Source organism: Pseudoalteromonas rubra (assembly GCF_005887115.1).
Lineage (GTDB): Bacteria > Pseudomonadota > Gammaproteobacteria > Enterobacterales > Alteromonadaceae > Pseudoalteromonas > Pseudoalteromonas rubra_F.
On sequence record NZ_PNCJ01000012.1, the window covers coordinates 232,382 to 252,962 of the forward strand.

The window sequence follows — 20,581 nt, forward strand, 5'->3', positions numbered from 1 at the left end:
ACAGATGTCACTGTCTCGTTCTACTCAACAACCTATAGCAAAATACCACTAACGTAAACGCACGAGGTTAGACAAGCCACTGCATATACCCGTTCATTAAATTACAAACAGCGGTACGCTTATTTACTGACTTATTCAGCGACTCAGCGACGAAATATAATACAACCGGGCACCATCCGCCCAAAGATGGTAACCGGTGTCATGAAAGCGACGCCATTGTAATAAAGCGTCGTAACGAAAAGGAGGACATTAGACCGCACAGAGTGATCTTATTTACACTCAGTGCCTGTCTAGTTGGGTGGTGTGGCCAGCTGGAGTAACTCGCTTTTCAACGTGTCTGGGTTATATTGGATCACGGCAACCGCAGCCGTTGGAAATATGGGCATTTCGCCCGGTACCAATTGGTCAACCAAATAACTGACTATGGGCATATGCGCCACAACCAACCAGGTATCCAGAGTGTCGTGCATGCTTATCAAAGTTTCCAGATAGTCAACAGCCACAGCAGCATTGCCACTGGGCACAATATCTTGACACGTTTCTTCAAAAGACACTGGGTTAAGTTGTAACACCCCCTGTGCTGTTTGCTGCGCCCTGACGTAAGGGCTGACCAGGACAGCTTGGGGAGGAAAGTGCTCACTTAGCCACTGCCCCATCGCCGCAGACTGAGTCATTCCGCGTGATGTAAGTGTTCTGGCAGCATCGTTGGCCTGCATAGGGCCCGCTTCGCCATGACGCATGATCAGAATTGTTTTCATAGCACTCCGAAAAGTTGGCAAGAAAATTAAAGACAACCAGTAGCTATTGCCCCAAATTGTCCGCTATATTAAAACAAAAGCACCTAAACCTTAAGTTTAAAATACAGGCTAATTCAGAGGTGACCAGTTATCGCAACGACCCTGAGCGTCTGTTGCCAGCATCAAGCTCGGAAACAGCGGCCACGTCTCTAACCATTATATCGGCGGCACACAATTGAAACTGAGTAATAATGATAAAAGAAATTATCGTCACCTGACACTGGACAATGGTCTTAAAATACTCCTGGTAGAAGATACATCAAGCACCAAAGCCGCTGCGTCACTGGCCATTAATGTTGGTCACTTTGACGATCCCCAAAGCCGTCAGGGCATGGCGCACTTTGTTGAGCATATGTTATTCCTGGGTACCCAGACCTTTCCAGCAAGAGGAGAATTCTCTCAGTTTGTCAGCCAGGCCGGTGGACAGAGTAATGCATGGACAGGCACAGAGCACAGCTGTTATTTTTTCGATTGTCGCTGTGCCATGTTTGAACAGGCATTACACAGGTTTAGCGAGTTTTTTTATGCCCCGCTGTTCGCTGAAGATGCTTTACAGGATGAACGTAATGCCATCGATTCCGAGTTCAATCTGAAAGTCAAAGACGACAACCGCCGGATCATTCAGGTGCACAAGGAAACAGTCAATCCGGCTCACCCTTTTGCTAAGTTTTCTGTTGGGAATCACAACACTTTGGCTGACCACAGTGGTGAGTTTAAACAAGAAATCGAATCCTTTTTCACAGCACATTATCAGGCACAGTGGATGACCCTGGTACTCGCTGGTCCTCAGCCTCTGGAAGAGCTGGCACGACTGGCCAATCTCTACTTTAGTCCATTAACAGGTCACGACGCGCCAAAACCCGCCATTGACGTGCCACTGTATCGTCAGCAAGATCTTGGCTTGTTGCTTCACATAGAGCCACGTAAGCATATGCAAAAACTGATTGTCAGTTTTGCGATGCCGGATGTCGAAAGGCTTTATAAGTTTAAGAGTCTGAGCTTTTTGGCTCACTTGTTGGGCTACGAAGGGGATGGTTCGCTGTACGCCATTTTAAAGAAAAATGGCTGGATCAACGCTTTGTCGGCCGGTGGCGGTGTGGATGGCAGCAACTTCAAAGATTTCAATATCAGCTTTGCATTGACTGACAATGGCATAGAATACTACGAAGACATCGTTGAGATGTTGTTTGAGTATATCAGCCTTATCCGTGAACAAATCGCGCTACTTCCGGCGCTATACGAAGACAAAAAACGCCTGCTTGAACTGGCTTTTGAAAACCAGGAACAAAGTAAACTGCTTGATTGGGTTAGTGCACTCAGTATTAATATGCATCATTATGAAGAAGATGACATTTTGTACGGTGATTACTGCATGAGTGCGTTCAATCATGCGCTGCATGAAGAGCTCATGGGCCTGCTCTCTCCATATAATATGCGCTTGATCCTGATCCACCCGGACATTACCTGTGAGAATGACGCCACCCGCAAAGTTGCACAGTGGTACAATACGCCCTATCAGGTCGAGCGAATTAACATTGAGTGGCTCCAAACCCTTGAGCAAATTACCACTCCGCTACCCGAAATGCGCTTACCCGCTGCAAATCCCTATCTGGCTTTTGAGAACCGCTTGTATGATATTGAGCCCGGCCGAAAAACGCCGACACTCCTAACGGACAGGCCCGGATTCGCCTTCTGGTTTAAGCAGGACACGCGCTTTCGTGTTACAAAGGGACATTTTTATTTAGAAATAGATTCTCAGTGTTCGGTTGAAAGCCATAAGAGCATGGCGATGACCCGACTGTTTGCGGACTTGTTTATGGACAGTGTGGCAGAGCAGTTTTATGCCGCTGAGTTGGCAGGTCTGAGCTATCATCTAAGTTCTCATCAGGGTGGCTTGACACTGCAAACGGCAGGTTTATCCGCCAGTCAGCTCAAGCTTGTGCTGCAACTGGTCGAAGCACTACTCAAACAACCAATCAGCGCCACCCGATTTGCAGAGTATAAAAAGCAACTGATTCGACACTGGAAAAACCATAACAAGAGCAAACCTGTCAGCGAGCTGTTTAGCCTGCTTGGTGCACGCCTTATGCCCTGGAATCCAACGCCGGATCAGTTAGCCAAAGCCCTGAAAAATATCAGTTTCAATGAGTTTTGCCTGTTCCGTGATAACTTTTTTAAAGCAATTCACATCAAGGCCTTCATGCATGGCAACTGGCAGCTTGATCATGCGCTGGATATGCAGAAGCAACTCCATGCCCTGTTTGCTTACAGTGAAATCCTGGACGACCTTAAAAAGCCGCTGAACCTGATCTCGTCGCATCAGCAAATAGAGATCGAAAAACCTGGCGCTGAGCACGCCTTTGTCGAATATATACAGGCCCCCACCAGCTGCGTCGATGATAAGGTCAAAATTATGGCCTTCAACCAACTGGTCAGCCAGGATTACTTTGAGTCACTGCGCACCCAGCAGCAGCTGGGCTATTTGGTTGGTGCAGGATATGCCCCGTTTAACACCCGCGCGGGCATAGCGTTTTATGTGCAATCTTCTCATTACGACAGCAAAACGCTACTGCAACGTCATCATCAATATCTGACCGATCTATTGGCACAACTGGATAGTTATGAAGACACTCAGTGGATACAAGTTAAGGCGGCACTACACGCCCAAATCGCTGAGAAAGACAAAAACCTGAGGCTGCGCTCGCAGCGTTTATGGATAGCCATTGGCACCGATGATCATACCTTCTCCATGCAGGACAAGCTCATCGAAGCACTCGATAACCTGACTTTTGAGGTACTGAGGAAATATATAGTTCAGCTGGTGTCCAGTGACTTTGCAAAAATCACGCTCAGATGTAACTAACACATACCAGCGCCACCGTTTAGGTGGCGCCACTCATATCAGGCGCTTCTGAAACGCTTGCTCTTCAAAAAGAAAACACCTACACAATAATGAGGTAGACTGACCTCATTATTGTGCTTAAGACCCGCATTGCCGCATAGAATTTAAACAAGCAGAAACAACAGGTCCCAAATTAGGGATTTTTTCTGACATTCTTTTTGACTCTACTCAGGGCTTAGATTAGATTAGCAATTGTAATTGACTCTTTAAGCCTTATGAAAAAAACAACAATTATAAAAACAATTACATCTATTTTGTTGCTTCAGACTTGGCAGGCAGTAAGTGCGCCTGTGTCTATAGGGGTAATGCAAAATTCACAGATGACACTAACGATTGTGGTAGGACTCGTCACCGCGATCACCTTGTGCTATCTGGTGATTACAAATCGCAAAGCAAAACGCTCCCTGAATGCACTCAGACACTCAGAGCAACGCCTGAAAAGTACCGTAGAAGGCAGTGGTGACACACTTTGGGACTGGAACATCCACAGCGGTGAAATTGTTCGTATTAACGACAAGTTCATGATGGATACCGCTACAGGCAAAAATTTCATTCCAAACGCCAGCCTGATCCATCCACTCGACCTGCCCTTGGTAGAAAAACAACTTAAACTACATTTTGCAGAAAAAACGGCTTTTTTTGAAGCCACCTACCGCGTCAGAAACAGCCTGGATCAGTATCACTGGGTATTGGATAAAGGCAAAATCATTGAAAAGGACGACAACTTAAACCCGCTGCGAATGACAGGCACAATTCGTGATATAAACCACCTGAAAAGCACAGAAGAGCGGCTGAACCTGTTTGCCAAATGCGTCGAGTCTCTGACCGATGCCATTGCCATTTACGATCATCACTTTCGTCTGGTTGATTTGAACCCAAGCTATATCCGGGTATTTGGTGGGGTTCGTGAACAATATATAAATACCGAGTTTAAGCTACCAGGCTACGATGGTCAGTTTATCAGTCAGATAAAAGCAGCATTAAAAAAGAGCGAACACTGGCAGGAAGAACTAAAACTCTATGACCAGACAGGCACTATGCTGCCGATTGAAATATCAATTGACGAGATAAAAAATAATCACGGCCACATTACCAATTATGTTGTTGTATTCTCAGATTTAACTGAACGAAAAAAAGCTGAGTCGCAGTTGCATAACCTGTCTAACCGGGATCGTACAACTGGCCTGCCAAACAGGAATTTGTTTTTTACCAACCTTAAGAAATTGGTTGATCAGAAACGTGACCACGCCCTGCTGGTATTTGACTTGGATAACTTTAAGAAAATAAACGACTCTCTTGGCCACCAGCTGGGCGACAGTCTACTTGCTAAGCTTGCCATGCGACTCAATAAGCTATGTCGTCAGCAAGATACCTTTTACCGTCTGGGCGGTGATGAGTTTGCCCTGGTAATGTCGGGCACGAACGACATCCACACCATAACTAAAGCCGCGAAACAATTTCTGGCAGTAATTGCAACACCATTTAAAATGGCCAATCATGAGCTGGTGATCACCTCCTCAGTTGGTATTGTGTTGTTTCCAGAAGATGGCAGCACACCGGAAATTTTGCTGAAAAATGCTGATACAGCCATGTATCATGCCAAGCAAAAAGGCAATCACTATCTGTTCTTTAATGATTCAATGAATGAGCAGGCCGTTAAGCGCCTGCAAATCGAGAATCTGATGCGCTTTGGATTAAAAGAGGATCATTTTGTGGTGTATTATCAGCCCAAAATGGACATTGCAACCGGGGCACTTGTGGGCATGGAAGCATTGGTGCGCTTCATTACCCCCAAAAAAGGCGTGATCAGTCCGGGTTTATTCATTCCGATTGCCGAGGAAACAGGACAAATTGTCGAGATTGGCGAAGTGGTGCTGGACAAGGCCTGTAAAGATGTCAAACGCTGGGTAGACCAGGGATTGTTTAATGGCCGTGTTGCTGTCAATTTATCCGCCAGACAGTTTAGTCTGCCTGACCTGACTGCACGCATAGATCTCATCTTGCAAAAGAATCAACTTCCTTCATATTTTCTTGAGCTAGAAATTACCGAAGGTACGGTTATGGACGATCCACAAGAAGCAATTTCAATTATGCGCTCATTGAGTTCACGTGGCATCCACCTGGCGATGGATGACTTTGGCACCGGCTATTCCTCTTTAGCTTATCTGAAACAGTTTCCACTCAATACTCTGAAAGTAGACAAAGCCTTCGTTGATGACATGAACACAGAGCGTGGCTGCAACATGGTCGATTCGATTGTGACCATTGCCCACAATCTGGGCCTGCATGTGGTCGCCGAAGGTGTTGAACATGAACAACAACTACAACAGCTGCAACGCCTCAATTGTCAGACCATTCAAGGCTACTATTACGCAAAACCTTTGTCTGCAACAGAATTCGAGCAGTTTCTTAAATCCCAGTTCACCGACAAGCCTAACCTGCAGTTAGTTAACTGACACTACAGATAAAGTAGAATCACACATTTTGCTGATTCAGGCTCTTAGCACAGCGTACACCCTTCCGACTCGTCTGAGCCATGCAAGGCGATAGTGCGTACGAAACAGTATCCACACTACAGGACCCGCAAATGCCGCCAGAAATACCCAGGAGCGTCTTGTAACTCCGGTACAACGCAGTTCATTGAACATCAGCAGTGCCCCAAGACACATCAATAAAAAGTACAACACCAGCACACAGCCTCCGACACCGTGATTTCATAATAAAACCATGAAACACAGCGTTCCACGTTAAGTAAATGGGTAGATTTTTTCCCGCGCAGTGTATCCTAAGTTTAAAAAACACGCAAAAACACTGAAATTGTTGCAAAATATTGCATTATTTAATTTAATACGTCCCCAGAAACTGATGGTTTCTAACTTAGGTGCATGTTTTAACTCACCTCTAAATTCGCAAATAAATGCTAACTTATTATTTTAAAAAGGTATTATTTGCTGCGACACGGATATAAGTCGTGCCATGTGACGCGTCAGGTATTAGGCAGACCTGATGACCCGTCACTTTCGCTGGCGATCCAGTTTGATTTTCCTACACTTAGGATAAGCCGAACGGGATTGGAAGCTTATACGTGCCAATTTGATTGCACTTTCGCTGAGTTTTAAAGAGGGTTTTCTCTCATGTAAACCTGGTGAATGTTTAATGAAGTGGGCATTTGTCATTTTGGTCATGGTGTGGTTAGCAGTCAAAGAGCGGGAGATACTTTCTCCTTGAGCAGATTTGAAATTGGAACTGTAAAGATAAATGGACTGGTTAACCTCTGTGCGGTTTAAGACGTATTTTTCTTCTTAGAGTGAAATATACTGATATTGTTGCGCAGCTTAGATAAGGTTATTCAGGTATATTCTTATTTGGTCTTAACTGACTGATAGTTTTTACTTATTCCTAATTACAGAAATCTCACAAAAGCTGCTAAAATCAGCCCCATGTTGTGTTAATTTAATTTGTTATTTCAAGGACACGGGCTATGGATCAGAAATTCGTACATGAGTATTTACAGGCTAAGCCTGGGACCTTTATCACTAAACCGTTTGCACAGGACGTGGACGTTTACAAGGTGCAGCACAAGATGTTTGCTACCTTATATGAAGGGAAAGAAGGTCAAATGGGTGAGAATGGTGAGCCAGTTTGGTGGCTTAACCTAAAGTGTGATCCAGATGAAGCACTATTGTTGCGAGACAAATACGCATCTATTGTTCCTGGTTATCACATGAATAAACGATTATGGAACACCATCGTACTAGATGGCAGCATCCCGGAAGAAGAAATCAAACGCATGATTGATGATTCTTATCAGATTGTGGTTGATAACTTACCCAGCGCACAACGCGCAGAGCTAGATCGTCTCACAAACTCCTAACGAGACTGTCTTGATTGGCTTCCCTCGTACTTAGTGCGAGGGCCATTTTATACTTCCTTCCCCAAATTCACTCCATTGTCATTCTGATGTCAATTATCCCTGATTTAATTGCGGTGATTTTCTCAACTCAGAATAAAGACAATGAAAAAAACACTGATCTCTTTAACGCTGCTTGGCTTGCTAAGCGGGTGTAGCCTGGATGGCGATGACGGACAAGCAGGAAAGCAAGGCGAACAAGGTGTACAAGGCGAAGCCGGTAAAACGGGAGAGACCGGAGAAAAAGGCCCACAAGGCGACACAGGTACTCAGGGTCAGCAAGGAGAGACTGGCGTAACCATGACTGGTACGCTGTCTGCTCAGTTAGTTGGTCGTGCCGTACTCAATGTAGAAAGCCCTGAGGGTGCAGCCGAAATAGTTGCTTATCATGCCCCCAGCCAACGCATCTTCGCTTTGGACAGCTCTGGCGATAACCCGCAAATTGCGGTGATCCCGACTACACAAATTGATGCAGCAAAGCTGATTAAGAACAATGAAGGTGTCGTCACAAACACCAACCTGAATGTCGCTCAGACAATTGCTGTTAATGAAGTGGTCGCCGCAGACGCCAACAGTCTGGCAATCCATGGGGATATGCTCGCTGTTGCGATGGCTCGCGCCACGGGTCAAACAGGGTTTGTGCTGGTCTATAATATCGCTGCTGAGCAACCACAGCTGCTGAAAACCGTTGAAGTAGGTTATCTGCCAGATATGGTTACCTTCAATCAGGATGGCAGCAAAATACTCGTCGCAAACGAAGGTGAGCCTGCTGGAGATTACAGTGTGGATCCGCAAGGCAGTATCGCCATTATTGACATTAATGACGGTCAGGTTGCCGAACAGGCCACACTACTGGGTTTCGAAGCGTTTAACAACCAGCAAGCTCAGTTACAGGCGCAAGGCGTGGTCTTCGCCAACCCAACCGGACGCACCATCAAAGGACAAGAAATCAACACCAGTGTCGCGATGGACCTCGAGCCAGAGTATGTCACCGTCAGCAAAGATAACCGTTATGCCTATGTCTCGCTACAAGAAAACAATGCGCTCGCCATTGTCGACCTAAGTGACAACTCACTTACTATAAAGGGGTTAGGTTATAAAGACTGGGGTAACTGGAGCATGGATGCATCGGATAAAGACGGAGGCATCAATCTGCGTAAATACCCGGGGCTCTACGGTATGTACCAGCCTGACTCCATCGCCGCCTACGATTGGCTGGGTGCCAACTTCATCGTGACCGCAAACGAAGGTGACGGGCGAGAGTACTTCTTCCCGGCAGCCAGTGAAGCTGAATGTACAGCTAACGGTGGATTAGACTTTGATGAGGACGATGGTTGCCTGGCTTATACGGATGAAATTCGCGCCAAAGACCTGACATTAGCTGCGAGTTTTACCGACGTTAACAACGACAACGATGACCTGGGTCGCCTGAAAGTGACCACAGTGATGGGCGACGAGGACAATGATGGTCAGTATGAGCGTCTGTATACCTACGGCGCTCGTTCTTTCTCAATCTGGGATCAACGCGGTACTCGCGTATTCGACTCGGGAGACGAGATAGTACGGATCACCACCGCATTACACGGTGAGCAGTTTAATAACGATGAAGATACCAATGAAGGCGACACTCGCTCAGATGCTAAGGGCGCAGAGCCCGAAGCACTGGCTTTGGGACAGATAGGTGAGCGCACTTATGCCTTTATTGGACTAGAGCGTATGGGGAGTATTTTAGTCTATGACATCACCAATCCGTTTAATGTCACCTTTACCACCTACCTGATCAACCGGGGACTGGAAGAAGGCGCTGACATCTCGGGCGATCTGGCACCAGAAGGCATGGTCTTTGTCAGTGCTGAACACAGCCCGATAAATACACCTTTACTGATTGTTGGTAATGAAATTTCGGGCAGCATTGCCATCTGGTCACTCACCCAGAAATAAATGCCTTATCTTGTACTGTGACGGCACAGTGCTGTACATTAATCTATGTGTATAGTTCAGTCACAGTACAAGGATCTTAATGACCAAAATTGCGTTACTCACCAGCGGGGGCGATGCGCCCGGTATGAACGCCGCTGTCCGTGCCATAGTACATAGTTGTCAGCACCATCAATATGAGTGCATCGGCTTTTTCCATGGCTACAATGGCCTGCTAAACGATGAGTGGCAAGCCCTGACACACCGTGATGTTAGCAACATCCTGCAGTTTGGCGGAACCCTGTTAAAAAGTGCTCGCTGTCCCGCAATGTGCACCCCTGACGGCCCAAAACAAGCGGCCAATACACTCCGGAAACACCAAATTGATGCGCTAATAGTGATTGGTGGAGATGGCTCCTTCCATGGGCTCGAAGCAATAAAAACACACTGGGAAGGACAGGTGATAGGGCTACCCGGCACCATAGATAATGACCTGGCAGGCTCAGATAACACAATCGGCTTTGCCACCGCTGTCACAACCGCCACTCATGCAATCGACAAGATCCGTGATACCGCAAACGCGTTTGAACGCGTGTTTATTGTCGAAGTGATGGGCAGACACAGCGGACATATTGCTTTTAATGTCGGACTGGCGACGGGGGCTGAAGCCATTTTGTCGTTCGAGAATTGTGATCCCACACATACCGCACCACAACTGGCACAATTGATTGATCAAATTCGGATTCAGCAGCAACACAATCATGAGAGTTTTGTCATTGTGTTAGCTGAAAACCTCTGGCCGGGCGGCCCTGAAGCCCTGAAAACACAGCTGGCCGGGCAAGCAGGTATTGATAGCGCAGTCTGTGTGCTCGGTCATATCCAGCGTGGTGGCAGCCCAGCTCCTGAAGACAGGTTACTTGCTACCGAGTTAGGGTTGGCGGCTGTCCATGCCGTCGCCAATAACCGAGACCGGGTTATGATAGGGAAACAAGGAAACCAGATACAGGAGGTTCCCCTGTCGTATGCAATCAGCGCCGCCAAACCGGTTGACGGCCGCTGGGTTGAAGCACACAGTGATATCTTAACGGAGTATCTAACCAAACACCGTAAATAGCTCGGCATTGAGCCACAAATGAACCAAAATACTTGCGGCGTATCCCAGCGCAATGACAGGCGTCCATTTTAAATGACCAAAAAAGGTATAATAACCGCGTGCCTGTCCCATTAAGGCCACCCCCGCCGCGGAGCCGATAGAAAGCAAACTGCCGCCAACCCCGGCAGTTAGCGTGATGAGTAACCATTGACCATGCGACATGTCAGGCTGCATAGATAACACGGCAAACATCACCGGAATATTGTCAATCACCGCAGACACAACTCCTAAGAAAACATTGGCAGCCGTGGCAGACCAGCCACCATAAAGCAGCTCCGACATCAGACTCAGGTAACCCAGAAAACCCAGTCCTCCTACACACATTACAATGCCATAGAAAAACAGCAAGGTATCCCATTCAGCCCGTGACACCTTAGCGAACACATCGAATGGTACCACATTGCCCAGCGCCCTGAGACGCTCCTGATCGCCGGCCCGCTCTGCTTCAGCCCGCTTTCGGTCAAGTGAGTTCGGCAAAGTGGTTCGCAAAAAATAGCCAAAGAACTGCAGATATCCCAGTCCCATCATCATGCCCAGCACGGGTGGCAAATGTAGTAAGCTATGACAGGAGACTGCGGTAGCGATGGTGATCAGGAAAAGTACCATAATTCGTCGGGCCCCGCGCTTTAGCTCAATCTCTTCATCACTGGCCGCTGGCTTTTTGTTTTTCACAAACAAACTCATAATGACGGCCGGCACCAGGTAATTCGCCAGCGCAGGGAAAAATAAAGAGAAAAATTCAGCAAAGTGGACAATACCAGCCTGCCAGACCATCAAGGTGGTAATGTCTCCAAACGGACTGAAAGCGCCCCCGGCATTTGCCGCCACAACGATATTGATACAACTAAGGTTAATAAACTCCTTATCACCCTGGCCTACTTTCATCGCCACCGCACACATTAGCAAAGCCGTTGTCAGGTTGTCTGCAATCGGAGAAATGACAAACGCAAGAAACCCACTTAGCCAGAACAATGTGCGAAAGTTAAAACCCCGCCGTACCATCCACACGCGCAAGGCATCGAATAGTCGCCGCTCTTCCATCGCATTGATGTAAGTCATCGCAACCAACAAAAACAGCATTAACTCAGAAAATTCAAGTAAATTATGCCGAAAGGCATGTTCTGTCAGTTCGGGGATATCATTCATGACGTAATAACCGCCAATCATCATCCAGATCACCCCTGCCGCAACCAGCACAGGCTTAGACTTACGCATGTGGAGCTTTTCTTCCAGCATGACCAAAATATAGGCCAGTACAAAAATGGCGATGCAGAACCAGCCCAGCGTGGCTGAGGTAAGATCAACAGGCGTTGCAACATGATTCGCCGCAGCCGACATGGCTGCAGGGTGGCAGAGTAGAGTAGCTAAGGCGAGCAGAACATATAGCGAGTTTTTCATGAGTTATCAGGTCCGAAACGAGATTAAAACGTGGTTAATTTTAGCGCGGCTACTTGATAGCATATTTTTCACACGACCTGCATTCGACTCAAGTCTAAAGCCCACGCATGATTGAGTTAATTAACGCCCGGCAGACAACAAAAAACGGGTGCGTGAACAGCGTCACACACCCGTATGATATCATGATGAAATTTTATCAGTTGACCGAAAGAACAGGTCGACTAGGCATCTCGGTTGCTGATCCACTCAATGGCAAGGATCAACACTAAACCAGCAACTGCCAGTAACACACACCCCAGTAAATAAGGGTCCTGACCTGAAAGTTGAGCGAACTCTGCTGGCAGTACATTTTGCTGAGTCAAAGGTTTCTCAATCCCTTTGGAGTTCGTATAGGTCGTAAGCACCTGTTTCCAGGGCCAAAGTAAGTTCAAAGACCCCAGTAAAAAGCCACACAGCAGTGCAAACGTCACTTGCTCAAAACGACTTAAAAGCCATGATAATAAACGCGAAAACGCCATTAAACCAACTACACATCCACCCAGGAACAAGGCAATCAAGATTACCTCAACCTCATTGACTGCGCTCAGTACATGACCATACATACCCAACAGTAACAGAATAAAACTCCCTGAAATACCCGGCAAAATCATCGCACAAATAGCTATGGCGCCTGCCGCAAAATAGTACCAGGTTTGTGGCACCGCCTCAGCGGGCGCCATAGAAGTAATGACATAAGCAATGGCTGCACCAGCCAAACAGGCTGTCACCGTGCGCCAGTCCCAACGGGTAACCTGCTTACCAACATGAATAAAGGACGCTATGATAAGACCAAAAAAGAAAGACCAGACAAATAATTGGTGATGCTCGAGCAAGTAAGTAATTAGCTTAGCCAAAGAAGCTGCACTGGTTAGCAGGCCCGCAAATAACACCAGTAGAAAGGTACCATCGATATGTCGCCACGCTGCCTGCAATCCATCAGAGCGAAGCGTTTTGATGGCGTCCAGGTTGACACTTTGGATAGCGCCAAGCAAACGCGCATAAATACCGGTTATAAATGCGATGGTTCCGCCAGACACGCCAGGCACCACATCGGCAGCCCCCATGCCGGCACCTTTAAAAAACAACCAAATAAAGTCACGTTTGGTATCAGTTTTATTGCTCAAAGCACTCTCCATTGTTTTTTTCCGGCACGAGTTTACCGAAATTTTATGACGCTGCACATAGCAGTAAACAGATTACTCTCAAGCTTTGCAATAAATAGCCGATACCTAAGCAATAGAGTCATAAAGTGCATGAGCTATGTTTAAATATTCCCTGTTGTCACTCATAATCAGCCTGTTAGCAAGCTTTTGTATCAGTGCTGTCAGCACGTTTTCAAACGCTGCCGAGCACCAGCCACCGCCCAGTAAGTCATCCGTGTTTGACAGCGACCTACGTTACTGGCTTAGCAGCGAAAAGTTGCTGACTATCAAAGATGAAGAACAGGAAATAGCGGTGTTGTTTTCTGAATATATGGCGGCACCAAAACGCGGCATTATTGTATTGCTACCAGGTCTTGAACAAAGCCCTCTATACAACAATGGTTTGAGTTACTTACACCAGACACTCACAGATGACGGGTACGATACTTATACACTGCCCGTTCCTGACCTTACCCAAGGTAATGATATTACACAGGGCATCATGGACAGTGAACCTAATGAAGTAAAAAGTACAGCACTACCGATACTCAGTGAATTTGCGCTAGACAATTACAAAGCCGCGTTAGTTGCTCGCTTTGAAGCACTCTACAAAACATTGGCACTGCGCCAGCAAGAGCATATTGCGATTGTGGCATTTGGTAACAGTGCGGGGCTTTTTGCAGAATACCTGGCGACCCTGCCCAATATTCGTGTCGACGCCCTGATCACGGTCAGCGCACAACTAGCCAATGCACAACGCAACAGTCATTTGCCCGCCAGTCTTTCTTTGGTTGCCCCCGCGCTGCTGGATGTATTTTATACTTTTGACAGTCCTCTGGTGCTGGATACCATTGATGAGCGCCGGCGCTGGGCCAGACGTAACAGCAAACTCGACTATCGCCAGAGAGAGCTGTTCGGTGAACAACACCAGCCAATGCAACATCAGAGACTGCGCAAAGAGCTAACCGGCTTTTTACGCCGCCTGTAACCTATACTCAGCTGCTGCGTTTTTGTTTCAACAGCTCATAGGTTGCTACTGGTCATGATACTTTGACTCTTTTGCCTAACAATTACGATCAGCTGCTGCGTTTTTGTTTCAGCAGCTCATAGGCAGACTGAATACTTTGACTTTTTCGCTTGGCAACCTCCATCATATGCTGGGGCAGGCCTTGAGAAACCAGTTTGTCAGGGTGATGTTGTGCCATCAGCTTGCGATAGGCACGCTTGATATCTTTGTCCGATGCGCCATCGCTCAACCCCAATACTGCCAGTGCCTCATTGCGAGATACCATCGACTGCTGAGTTGCCCCGGAGGAGCTGCGGTGTTGTCTTTGCTGCCCCTGACTCTGACGTTGCAGAGACTGCCACTGAGCACGCTGCTGTCGAAACCGGAATTCGGCCTGATAACGCTTAAGTAAAAAGCTAAACTGAGTCTGGGAAATCCCCAGATATTTACTCACCTCACGTAACAGAACCTGTTCCTGCTCCGAGACATGTCCGTCAGAAAAGGCCATTTGGATTTGGATTTCCAGAAACAACTGCAACAGGTCATAGCGTCTGGCAAAGGCTTCTCTGACTTCCCGAACCGAGTCTTTAATAGAAAAATCAGCGTCCTTTCCGGCCCGGAAGGCATGCTGTGCCTCACGTCGGTCATCGCCAGCCAACGCCATTTCATCCATAAAAGCGGTCGCGGCACGGATATGGACCTCACTGACTCTGCCATTTGATTTAGCAATGTGCCCCATCACAGAAAAGCAGCTGGAGAAAAACAAAGCCTGGCGCTCACTGAGATCATCCCCATTCAAAAACCCCTGAAAGCCGCCTACCTTGTCGAAATCCTGCCTGAGGCTTTTGTCGAATAAATGACCCAAATAAAACCCCAGGATCGCACCCAGCCACTTGCCAAATAAAAAGCCGAACCCTGTGCCTAATAACTTACCCCACATGCACCTGCTCCACTGCATTGTTGATCTGTGCTAAGCGCTCTGGAGTACCTATATCGTGCCACTGTCCCAGAAAGAGCTCCGTTGAGACCTGGCCCTGCGCCATCCCCTCTCGGAGCATTGGGCCCAGAGCTAAAAAATGTTCCTTTACACCACTGAAAAAGTCTTTGTGATACAATCCAATGCCTGCAAACGTGTACGTCTGTGCGTTGGTGTTTTGGTGGGCGAGAGGAAAGTCTCCTTGTGGGTTGTGAGGTGGATTTTCCACTAACACCAGGTGCGCCTCGCCAGGTAATAAGTGCAGACGAGACAAGTCATGCACAGCATAGTCTGTAAAAATATCACCATTTATCACGATGAATATATCTTCGTCTTCACATAATAATGGTAAAGCCCGTACGATACCGCCTGCGGTTTCCAGCCCCCCCTCGGGCTCTTGTGAATATTGAATGGATACACCATAAGCACTGCCATCACCAAAATATTCGCGTACCTTGTCACCTTGCCAGGCCAGGTTTATCACAATACTCCTGATCCCAGCCTGCGCCAGGCGTATCACGTGGTATTCAAGTAAGGGCTTGCCCGCGACCTCCAACATAGGCTTTGGCATCAATGCCGTCAGTGGCATCATACGCTTACCCCGGCCCGCGGCCAAAATCATTGCTTTCATTTAAGTGGTTCCAGCTTTGCTTTTGTCAAAGGTATTATCTCGGATTGCACACAGGTTGCAAGCCACTGAAATGTATCAACACATTTTGCTGCGTCATAAATATATTGCAGTGTCGGCAGAATATTCCGTAAGTAACCGGGTTTGCCATCACGTAAATACAGACGCGCAAATATCCCAGCAGCTTTGAGATGTCGCTGTAACCCGGTCAGCGCCAGTTGTTGCTGATAGTCTGTATAGCTACTGTCAGTTATTAGCCCCGCCTTGCTGAGTACATCGAAACTATGGCGTTGCAGGTGTTCGAACTGTTCTTCAGGCAGGGTGTGATAACAATCTTTGAGTAACGAAACTACGTCGTAGCAAACCGGACCCTGCACAGCATCCTGGTAGTCTATGACCACCCACTGCTGCTGATGCCACATGATGTTTCGGCTGTGAAAGTCCCGGTGCATAGTGACCTGAGCTTGCTCCAACATGGTTGAGATCAGCGTCTTTTTCAAAGCGCGCCACTGCCGCTGCCAACTTTCGGTAACTTCATAATTAAGCCAGTGAGTAAGTAGCCACTCACTAAAAATATCCAGTTCCATATCAATGAATGTGGCATCATATGGCTTCATATGGGGACTTTCAGGAAGGCGGGCAATGTCAGGTAGCATCTCTATCAGTGTCTCATAGTACTCCAAGTCATCATCCTGTGCGCCCAGCCTGTCAGCCAAATGCTCAGTGCCCAAATCCTCCAGCAATACAAACCCAAGCGCGCCATCTGCAGCCACGATGTGTGGCACGCGCACCGCACCTTTTCTGAACAACGCATTCAATTCAACAAATGCATGAACGTCTCCCACTTCAGGGGCAACATCCAATAAAATTAACCGACTATCTTCATGGATAATACGAAAATAGCGGCGAAAACTGGCGTCGCCATCAAGGGCAGTAACCTGCTCCGGGACAGCATTATAATAGTTGTGTAAAAAAGCCGATCTGGCCTGTGCTCGTGACACACCCTCTTGTGACAGGTTTTGGGTCATTTTTCTTACTATTTCCTATTCTTAACTACTGTAATTAACACGCTTTTCATTTATCATGTCTGGCTTGAAAATGAATTTCGGCAAACAAGGTTGATAAATGAGCAAAGCTTGGGGCCTTTTCGTGCTTCCCCTAATCAGTACAGCGACTTTTGCTAATTCGAACATTGATGGCCTTCAGTGTAAAGACTACTTTCAGCCTAAAAACTGGCAACCTATCGCTGACTTACCAAGTGGTGCCATCGACATTCAGTCTGATAATGTTGAGTTGCAAGGTACCGACAGCGCAGAGTTTAGCGGAAATGTGGTGATCAGCTCCAATGTTATGAGCTTGTCCGCTCAGGCGGCACTGATAGACAAACAACAGGGGCTACTCAATGCCACCGGTCCTTTGGTTTTTCAGGATGAGTATACCTTAGTCAACAGTACTGGTATGTTTGCCAATTTAAAAGAATATGAATTCAGTCTGCTGGGTGCCGATTACTGGCTGACTCAGCAAAACGGCCATGGCAGTGCAGAAAAACTCCATGCGACCACCAACCAGGTTGATCTGCTTAATTCCAGCTTTACCACCTGTCCGGGAGAAACCCCCTTCTGGTCAATCGAAGCCAGCAATATCGTTATGAATCGCGACAGTGGCTGGGGAGAAACGCACAACACCATCCTGAAAATACTCGATACGCCAATAGTCTACGTACCATATTTCACTTTCCCTATTGATGATCGCCGAAAGTCTGGTGTACTGACGCCGACTATTAGCAGTTCGAGTCAACGCGGCCTGGGTGTTGCAATCCCCTACTACATAAACCTGGCTCCAAACTACGATGCAACCATTACGCCGCGATATATGTCGAAAAAAGGCACGCAACTCATTTCTGAGTTTCGTTATCTGACCCGACAACACCAGGGCCAGCTTGCCATCGAATTTTTAGAACAGGATGATTCAGCGAAACAGCTTGATGAAAGGTATTTGGTTAACTGGACGCAAAACAGCTATTTTGACGAAAATTGGCGAGCCAGTGTCGATATTACCAATGTCAGTGATGATGCCTATATTTCAGATTTAGATTCTGAATATGCCAATGAGACAGACACCCAGCTATATCGTACCGGGCAACTCAGCTACCTTGGAGATGATTGGGCCATTGACCTGAAAGTGCAGAACTTTGAGGTGCTGGGCAATCACACCGAGTCGTATGCTGTGCTACCACAGCTTACTATTAATAATGTCACACACAATTACCAGGGGTTTAACTGGGGGCTGACGGGTCAAATTAGTCATTTTACAAACGATGAATTAATTGTCACAGATGCAACCCGAATACACCTGGAGCCCAGTGTGTCCTATGACTACAATGCCTATGCCTGGTCATTTGCCTCCAGCCTGGGTCTGATGCATACCTATTATGAGCAGGATGGAGACGACGCGTTTGCGCAATCTCAGTACAAAAAATCCGTGTCCCGCACTGTGCCTAAACTGCGTCTGCATGGTCAACTTAATCTGGAGCGGCAAACTAACTTCATTCTTGAACAGGGTACCCAAACACTGGAGCCTCAAATCCAGTATTTGTATACTCCGAAAAAGGATCAGTCTGGTATCGCTTTGTATGACACGATTAAAATGCAGGACGACTTCTTTGGACTATTCCGTGAACAACGCTTTTCAGGCGTCGATTTTATCGCTCAGGCAAACCAGTTTACCCTCGGGGCAACCACGCGCCTGTTCGATAGTAACAATAGCGAGCGTTTCAACTTTAGCATGGGGCAGATCCTCTATCTAAGTGACTCGGCCAAACCGACCGAGCAAACTCTGGAGACAAATGCACTCACACGGGATAATCAGGAATTTGGCAGCAAGAATTATAATGCGCTATTTGCTGCAGAAAGCATGCTGCACTGGCACCGCCGATGGTACTTTTCAGCTGGCCTGCAATACGATGCCGATGAAAAAGAGCTGATCCAGTCTCACATGACACTGGATTACCGTGGCAGTAACAAAAAATTGGTTCAATTGAACCATCACTATGCCAGTGATGTCTCAGGATATGAAATTGATCAAATCGGCCTGTTTAGCAGTTTACCCATAGATGAAAACTGGCAGCTGGTTGCCAGCTATCACCGTGATCTGACAGCAAGCCGAAGCGTTGAAGTGTTTGCCGGGCTTCAGTACGAATCGTGCTGCTGGGCGGTACGCATCACAGGTAAACGCCAAATACAAACGGATCTCAATCAAACGATATCGCGTGATGACGCCATTTTTGACACAAGCTTTGGTATCAATTTTGTGTTAAAAGGGTTAGGCAGCAAATCAAGATATGATGCTAGCCAGTTACTACGTTCGGGTATCTTTGGTTACCGCAGACCGTTCTTTTTAAATAATTAACAACAAAGACTCTTATGAATTTAAAAAAGCTGTTATTAGTTCCAATATTAAGTATGACGCTGGCACAGCCGGTATGGGCAGAGCGTATCCAGTTGGACAAAGTAGTCGCGACGGTTAACGACGGCGTGGTGTTAAAAAGTGAAGTAGACAAAATCCTCAAACGTGTGAAAGAGCAAGCCGAACAGCAAAATACGGAGCTCCCCTCGGATAAGGTTTTGCAAGTTCAAGCCGTTGAAAAACTAATCGACCAAGTGCTGATGCAGCAAATGGCTGACCGTATGGGAATGGAAATCTCCGATGCCCAATTGGATCAGACTCTGGCTAACATGGCTAGAGATCAGGGTGGAACAATCTCAGATCTGCGTAACTCAATCGAAGCAGCTGGCGAGAGCTTCCAGGCGTACCGCGAAGAGATCCGTACCGAAATCATGATGTCTCAGGTACAACGCGCCGCAGTTGATCGCCGCATTTACATCAGCCCGCAGGAAATTGCTAATCTGCAGAAGATTTTAGCAGAGCAAACGGGTCAATCAGAAGAATATGATATAGGCCATATCCTGATCAAAGTTGATAGTAAAGCAAACCCCGAAGACATTGAAGATGCGCGCACGCGCGCTGAAAAGGTGATGGAATTTCTGGACGAAGGTAAAGAGTTCAAACGAATCGCCATTGCGTCATCGAGTGGTGCAAAAGCGCTAGACGGAGGACAGCTTGGCTGGATGGGGATCAATGAAATGCCGACCTTGTTTGCTGAAGCAGTAAAAGGTAAGAAAAAAGATGATATCATTGGTCCACTGCGTTCAGGTGCAGGTTTCCATATCCTGAAGGTTCAGGACATTCGTGGTCGCCAGGTCGTTGAGCGAGTCGAAGTGCGCTCACGTCACATCCTAATCAAGCCATCCATCATTGTTAGTGAAGAAAAAGCACGAGATATGCTGGCTGGTTTTGCTGCCGACCTCCGTGAAGGTAACGCCGATTTTGCGGCACTAGCAAAAGAGCACTCGGAAGATCCCGGTTCAGCGCTCAAAGGCGGCGAGTACGACTGGACAGACCCGACTACTTATGCGCCAGCGTTTCGCGACGCTTTACTGTCTCTGGAGCAAAATGAGATAAGTGACCCATTCAGAAGTAGTTATGGCTGGCACATTGTACAGTTGCTTGACAAACGCGTTGCTGATAAAACAGAGCAAGCAAAAGCAAATCGTGCCCATCAACTTCTGTTTCGTCGTAAGTTTAAAGAAGAGAGCTTTAAGTGGATGCGCGAAATGCGCGAACAGGCACACGTAGAAGTAATCGACTAAGAAG

General features: G+C 47.1%; 14 protein-coding genes. 8 read left to right on the forward strand and 6 right to left on the reverse strand.

The window, feature by feature from the left end:
- Positions 1-290: 290 nt before the first annotated feature.
- The gene (sixA, locus tag CWB98_RS08750) at positions 291-758 is read right to left on the reverse strand and encodes a phosphohistidine phosphatase SixA (protein ID WP_138544517.1); all 468 of its coding nucleotides are present in this window, start codon (positions 756-758) and stop codon (positions 291-293) included.
- Positions 759-972: 214 nt separating this feature from the next.
- On the opposite strand from sixA, the gene CWB98_RS08755 reads away from it, so the two are divergent.
- From CWB98_RS08755 to CWB98_RS08775, 5 genes are all read left to right on the forward strand, one after another.
- A complete protein-coding gene (locus CWB98_RS08755) occupies positions 973-3,660 on the forward strand; it encodes an insulinase family protein (protein WP_138544518.1) in 2,688 nt (895 codons plus the stop codon).
- Between the two features lie 359 nt (positions 3,661-4,019).
- Positions 4,020-6,155, forward strand: coding sequence for an EAL domain-containing protein (locus tag CWB98_RS08760; RefSeq protein WP_432765880.1), 2,136 nt, complete (start codon positions 4,020-4,022; stop codon positions 6,153-6,155).
- Between the two features lie 1,025 nt (positions 6,156-7,180).
- Complete coding sequence (locus CWB98_RS08765; RefSeq protein ID WP_054014183.1) at positions 7,181-7,573, forward strand: MmcQ/YjbR family DNA-binding protein; 393 nt, start codon at positions 7,181-7,183, stop codon at positions 7,571-7,573.
- Between the two features lie 141 nt (positions 7,574-7,714).
- Positions 7,715-9,550 (forward strand): choice-of-anchor I family protein, encoded by a 1,836-nt coding sequence (locus CWB98_RS08770; RefSeq protein WP_138544520.1) that lies wholly within the window; start codon positions 7,715-7,717, stop codon positions 9,548-9,550.
- Positions 9,551-9,629: 79 nt separating this feature from the next.
- Positions 9,630-10,640 (forward strand): ATP-dependent 6-phosphofructokinase, encoded by a 1,011-nt coding sequence (locus CWB98_RS08775; protein WP_138544521.1) that lies wholly within the window; start codon positions 9,630-9,632, stop codon positions 10,638-10,640.
- On the opposite strand, the gene nhaD is transcribed toward CWB98_RS08775, so the two are convergent.
- Both nhaD and CWB98_RS08785 read right to left on the reverse strand, forming a co-directional pair.
- Positions 10,620-12,077, reverse strand: a complete 1,458-nt coding sequence (gene nhaD / locus CWB98_RS08780) for a sodium:proton antiporter NhaD (RefSeq protein WP_171045615.1) — start codon at positions 12,075-12,077, stop codon at positions 10,620-10,622. The genes CWB98_RS08775 and nhaD overlap by 21 nt on opposite strands.
- Positions 12,078-12,298: 221 nt before the next feature.
- The gene (locus CWB98_RS08785; RefSeq protein WP_432765881.1) at positions 12,299-13,240 is read right to left on the reverse strand and encodes a DUF368 domain-containing protein; all 942 of its coding nucleotides are present in this window, start codon (positions 13,238-13,240) and stop codon (positions 12,299-12,301) included.
- A 136-nt stretch (positions 13,241-13,376) separates the two neighbouring features.
- Between CWB98_RS08785 and CWB98_RS08790 the strand changes: the two genes are divergently transcribed.
- Complete coding sequence (locus CWB98_RS08790) at positions 13,377-14,246, forward strand: DUF3530 family protein (RefSeq protein ID WP_138544522.1); 870 nt, start codon at positions 13,377-13,379, stop codon at positions 14,244-14,246.
- A gap of 88 nt (positions 14,247-14,334) precedes the next feature.
- On the opposite strand, the gene djlA is transcribed toward CWB98_RS08790, so the two are convergent.
- From djlA to CWB98_RS08805, 3 genes are read right to left on the reverse strand one after another with little or no spacing between them, the layout of a single operon-like run.
- Positions 14,335-15,204: a co-chaperone DjlA gene (djlA, locus tag CWB98_RS08795; protein ID WP_138544523.1), complete on the reverse strand. Its 870-nt coding sequence runs from the start codon at positions 15,202-15,204 to the stop codon at positions 14,335-14,337.
- Complete coding sequence (gene murU, locus CWB98_RS08800; RefSeq protein ID WP_138544524.1) at positions 15,194-15,871, reverse strand: N-acetylmuramate alpha-1-phosphate uridylyltransferase MurU; 678 nt, start codon at positions 15,869-15,871, stop codon at positions 15,194-15,196. The genes djlA and murU overlap by 11 nt, the downstream gene beginning before the upstream one ends.
- Positions 15,868-16,896: an aminoglycoside phosphotransferase family protein gene (locus tag CWB98_RS08805; protein WP_138544525.1), complete on the reverse strand. Its 1,029-nt coding sequence runs from the start codon at positions 16,894-16,896 to the stop codon at positions 15,868-15,870. The genes murU and CWB98_RS08805 overlap by 4 nt, the downstream gene beginning before the upstream one ends.
- 97 nt (positions 16,897-16,993) lie before the next feature.
- On the opposite strand from CWB98_RS08805, the gene lptD reads away from it, so the two are divergent.
- Together lptD and surA are read left to right on the forward strand one after the other, a co-directional pair.
- Positions 16,994-19,276 (forward strand): LPS assembly protein LptD, encoded by a 2,283-nt coding sequence (gene lptD / locus CWB98_RS08810; RefSeq protein ID WP_138544526.1) that lies wholly within the window; start codon positions 16,994-16,996, stop codon positions 19,274-19,276.
- Between the two features lie 14 nt (positions 19,277-19,290).
- The gene (gene surA / locus CWB98_RS08815; protein ID WP_138544527.1) at positions 19,291-20,577 is read left to right on the forward strand and encodes a peptidylprolyl isomerase SurA; all 1,287 of its coding nucleotides are present in this window, start codon (positions 19,291-19,293) and stop codon (positions 20,575-20,577) included.
- Positions 20,578-20,581 lie beyond the last annotated feature (4 nt).

What these genes read in the sequence shown, in the direction of transcription:
- sixA (WP_138544517.1), bottom strand. Translation starts at nt 758, where the DNA reads ATGAAAACAATTCTGATCATGCGTCATGGCGAAGCGGGCCCTATGCAG.
- CWB98_RS08760 (WP_432765880.1), top strand. Translation starts at nt 4,020, where the DNA reads ATGACACTAACGATTGTGGTAGGACTCGTCACCGCGATCACCTTGTGC.
- CWB98_RS08765 (WP_054014183.1), top strand. Translation starts at nt 7,181, where the DNA reads ATGGATCAGAAATTCGTACATGAGTATTTACAGGCTAAGCCTGGGACC.
- CWB98_RS08770 (WP_138544520.1), top strand. Translation starts at nt 7,715, where the DNA reads ATGAAAAAAACACTGATCTCTTTAACGCTGCTTGGCTTGCTAAGCGGG.
- CWB98_RS08775 (WP_138544521.1), top strand. Translation starts at nt 9,630, where the DNA reads ATGACCAAAATTGCGTTACTCACCAGCGGGGGCGATGCGCCCGGTATG.
- nhaD (WP_171045615.1), bottom strand. Translation starts at nt 12,077, where the DNA reads ATGAAAAACTCGCTATATGTTCTGCTCGCCTTAGCTACTCTACTCTGC.
- CWB98_RS08790 (WP_138544522.1), top strand. Translation starts at nt 13,377, where the DNA reads ATGTTTAAATATTCCCTGTTGTCACTCATAATCAGCCTGTTAGCAAGC.
- djlA (WP_138544523.1), bottom strand. Translation starts at nt 15,204, where the DNA reads ATGTGGGGTAAGTTATTAGGCACAGGGTTCGGCTTTTTATTTGGCAAG.
- murU (WP_138544524.1), bottom strand. Translation starts at nt 15,871, where the DNA reads ATGAAAGCAATGATTTTGGCCGCGGGCCGGGGTAAGCGTATGATGCCA.
- CWB98_RS08805 (WP_138544525.1), bottom strand. Translation starts at nt 16,896, where the DNA reads ATGACCCAAAACCTGTCACAAGAGGGTGTGTCACGAGCACAGGCCAGA.
- lptD (WP_138544526.1), top strand. Translation starts at nt 16,994, where the DNA reads ATGAGCAAAGCTTGGGGCCTTTTCGTGCTTCCCCTAATCAGTACAGCG.
- surA (WP_138544527.1), top strand. Translation starts at nt 19,291, where the DNA reads ATGAATTTAAAAAAGCTGTTATTAGTTCCAATATTAAGTATGACGCTG.